Origin of the sequence: Pseudomonas sp. B392_1p, from assembly GCF_052245235.1 — a bacterium.
GTDB lineage: Bacteria > Pseudomonadota > Gammaproteobacteria > Pseudomonadales > Pseudomonadaceae > Serpens > Serpens gallinarum.
In genome coordinates this window covers 1-3,488 of the sequence record NZ_JBQPXM010000028.1, presented here as the reverse complement: position 1 = coordinate 3,488, position 3,488 = coordinate 1, and the positions used below count along the sequence as shown (strand labels likewise).

The 3,488-nt window shown below is 59.7% G+C and carries 5 protein-coding genes; all 5 read left to right on the top strand.

Going from position 1 to position 3,488, the window contains the following annotated elements:
- Window positions 1-354 (top strand): cbb3-type cytochrome c oxidase subunit II (locus tag ACTV8E_RS20605; RefSeq protein ID WP_443200689.1); only part of this gene is annotated, 354 nt, incomplete at its 5' end.
- A 6-nt stretch (window positions 355-360) separates the two neighbouring features.
- Entirely contained in the window at window positions 361-546 is a 186-nt protein-coding gene (locus ACTV8E_RS20600) for a cbb3-type cytochrome oxidase subunit 3 (protein ID WP_443200688.1), read from the top strand.
- On the top strand, window positions 543-1,457 hold the full coding sequence (gene ccoP / locus ACTV8E_RS20595; RefSeq protein WP_443200687.1) for a cytochrome-c oxidase, cbb3-type subunit III: 915 nt from the start codon (window positions 543-545) through the stop codon (window positions 1,455-1,457). Before ACTV8E_RS20600 ends, ccoP begins: the two co-directional genes overlap by 4 nt.
- 353 nt (window positions 1,458-1,810) lie before the next feature.
- Entirely contained in the window at window positions 1,811-3,253 is a 1,443-nt protein-coding gene (gene ccoN / locus ACTV8E_RS20590) for a cytochrome-c oxidase, cbb3-type subunit I (RefSeq protein WP_251836313.1), read from the top strand.
- Window positions 3,253-3,488, top strand: a 236-nt coding sequence (locus ACTV8E_RS20585) for a cbb3-type cytochrome c oxidase subunit II (RefSeq protein WP_443200686.1), incomplete at its 3' end; no start/stop codon positions are given. The genes ccoN and ACTV8E_RS20585, both read left to right, overlap by 1 nt.

Sequence of the window (3,488 nt, the reverse complement as noted above, 5' to 3'; positions counted from 1 at the left end):
TCCGTGGCCGGCGAAAGCGTCTGGGATCACCCGTTCCTGTGGGGCTCCAAGCGTACCGGTCCGGACCTGGCCCGTGTCGGCGGTCGTTACTCCGATGATTGGCACCGTGCGCACCTGTACAACCCACGCAACGTGGTGCCCGAGTCGATCATGCCCGCCTACCCCTGGCTAGTAGAGAACAAACTCGACGGCAAAGACACCGCGGCCAAGATGAAAGCCTTGCGCACCCTCGGCGTGCCCTATAGCGATGACGACATCGCCGGAGCCCGCAACGCGGTGAAAGACAAGACCGAAATGGACGCCATGGTCGCCTACCTGCAAGTGCTCGGCACTGCGCTCACGAACAAACGGTAACGGCGAATGGATATCGGGATACTGCGTGGCCTGGGAACCATTCTGGTGTTTGCCGCCTTCATTGGCGTGGTGGCCTGGGCTTACAACAGCAAGCGGCAGTGCGCCTTCAACGAAGCCGCCAACCTGCCTTTTGCCGACGACCCCGAACCCATCTCGCACAACCAGCAAGTCTCTAGGAGTAACCAAGAATGACTTCTTTCTGGAGCTGGTATATCACCCTGCTCACCCTCGGCTCCCTGGTGGCGCTGCTCTGGTTGGTTTTTGCCACCCGCAAGGGCGAATCCAAAGGCACCACCGAAAAGACCATGGGCCACTCGTTCGATGGCATCGAGGAGTATGACAACCCACTGCCCAAGTGGTGGTTCCTGCTATTCATCGGCACCATCGGCTTTGCCGTGCTCTACCTGATCCTGTATCCCGGCCTGGGCAACTGGAAAGGCGTACTGCCGGGCTATGAAAACGGCTGGAGCCAGGTGGCGCAATGGGAACGCGAAGTCGCGCGCGCCGATGGGCAATACGGGCCGATCTTCGCCAAATATGCGGCGATGCCGCTGGAAGAAGTAGCCCGGGATGAACACGCGCAGAAAATGGGTGGACGCATGTTCGCCACCTACTGCTCGATCTGCCACGGCTCGGATGCCAAAGGCTCGATGGGCTTCCCCAACCTGGCCGATGACAATTGGCGCTGGGGCGGTTCGCCCAACGACATCAAGAGCAGCATTCTGCACGGCCGTACAGGCGTGATGCCGGCTTGGGGCGCAGTCATTGGTGAAGACGGTGTGAAAAACGTCGCAGCTTATGTGCGTCAGGATCTGGCCGGCCTGAAACTTCAGGAAGGCACCGAGGTCGATCTGCAAGCCGGCCAGCAGACCTACGCCAGCACCTGCGCGGTCTGTCACGGCGCCAACGGCGAAGGCATGGCCATGCTCGGCGCGCCCGCACTCAACAGCCCGGCCGGCTGGATTTACGGCTCGAGCCTGGCCCAGCTGCAGCAGACCATCCGCCATGGCCGCAACGGCCAAATGCCGGCTCAGGAGCAGTACCTTGGCGAAGACAAGGTGCATGTATTGGCCGCCTATGTACTGAGCTTGTCGCAGCAATAAGCGGTCAGTTGCAAGGGCACAGGGAAGTGCCCTATCACGCTCTCCGGGATTGATGCCTCCTGCGCAAAACCCTACGACTCGATGTGACGGATTGTCGCACTTGGTCGCTCATTTGCCCCTATTCGGGCTAGTCGCCGTACCATATCCGCCGCAACTTGACCGCGACAATGTCCCAATGATCTGGTTTTCCGACCAGAGGTTTTCATTGAGCCTCAAATTGGACGCAAAGCCTTGATTTATATGGGCCCGGAAACCGTTCAGAAATGCCAACTCGTTTGCATTGACCACCCGGTTTCTCCATACTTGCCGCCGTTTTTCGCCTCGTGCGTGCCTCTAACCGTGGAACCCCAAAAATGAGTACAGCAATCAATCAGACTGCTTATAACTATAAGGTGGTCCGCCAGTTCGCCATTATGACGGTGGTCTGGGGGGTCATTGGTATGGGTATAGGTGTGTTAATCGCCGCCCAGCTTGTATGGCCGCAGCTCAACTTCGACACGGCCTGGCTCAGCTTCGGTCGTCTGCGTCCGCTGCACACCAACGCGGTGATTTTCGCGTTTGGCGGCTGCGCTCTGATGGCCACTTCCTTTTACGTGGTTCAGCGCACCTGCCAGGCGCGTCTGATCTCCGATGGCCTTGCCGCATTCACCTTCTGGGGCTGGCAGGCTGTTATCGTCCTGGCGGTGATCACCCTGCCGCAGGGTTTCACCAGTTCCAAGGAATACGCTGAACTGGAATGGCCGATCGACATCCTCCTCGGGATTGTCTGGATCACCTACGCCGTCGTGTTCTTCGGCACCATCATGAAGCGCACCACCAAGCACATTTATGTGGGCAACTGGTTCTACGGCGCGTTCATCCTGGTGACGGCGATGCTGCACATCGTCAACAACCTGGAAATCCCGGTTACCTGGTTCAAGTCCTACTCGCTCTACTCCGGCGCCACTGACGCCATGGTGCAGTGGTGGTACGGGCACAACGCCGTGGGCTTCTTCCTGACCACCGGCTTCCTGGGCATGATGTACTACTTCGTACCCAAGCAAGCCGGCCGTCCGGTCTACTCCTATCGCCTGTCCATCGTGCACTTCTGGGCGCTGATCACCCTGTACATCTGGGCCGGTCCGCACCACCTGCACTACACCGCACTGCCGGACTGGGCGCAGTCCCTGGGCATGGTAATGTCGATCATCCTGTTGGCTCCGAGCTGGGGCGGCATGATCAACGGCATGATGACCCTGTCGGGCGCCTGGCATAAGCTGCGCACCGACCCGATCCTGCGTTTCCTGGTCGTGTCCCTGGCGTTCTACGGCATGTCGACCTTCGAAGGTCCGATGATGGCCATCAAGACCGTCAACGCCCTGTCCCACTACACCGACTGGACCATCGGCCACGTACACGCCGGCGCCCTCGGCTGGGTGGCAATGATTTCCATCGGCGCCCTGTACCACATGACCCCGAAGGTGTTCGGCCGCGAAGAGATGTACAGCATCCCGCTGATCAACGCCCACTTCTGGCTGGCCACCATCGGCACCGTGCTGTACATCGCCTCCATGTGGGTCAACGGTATCACCCAGGGTCTGATGTGGCGCGCAGTCAACCAGGACGGCACCCTCACCTATTCGTTCGTTGAAGCGCTGGAAGCCAGCCACCCCGGTTTCTTCGTACGTGCCCTGGGCGGTGCGTTCTTCCTGACCGGCATGCTGCTGATGGCCTACAACACCTGGCGCACCGTGCGCGCGGCCAAGCCTGAAGAAATTGAAGCCGCTGCGAAGTTCACGGTTCAAGGAGCCCATTAATGAAATCGCACGAGATACTCGAGAAGAACATCGGTCTGCTGACCTTCTTCATGATCATCGCCGTGAGCATCGGCGGTCTGACTCAGATCGTCCCGCTGTTCTTCCAGGACGTGGTCAACGAGCCGGTGGAAGGCATGAAGCCCTACACCGCGCTGCAGCTGGAAGGTCGCGACCTGTACATCCGTGAAGGCTGCGTCGGCTGCCACTCGCAGATGATCCGTCCGTTCCGTGCTGA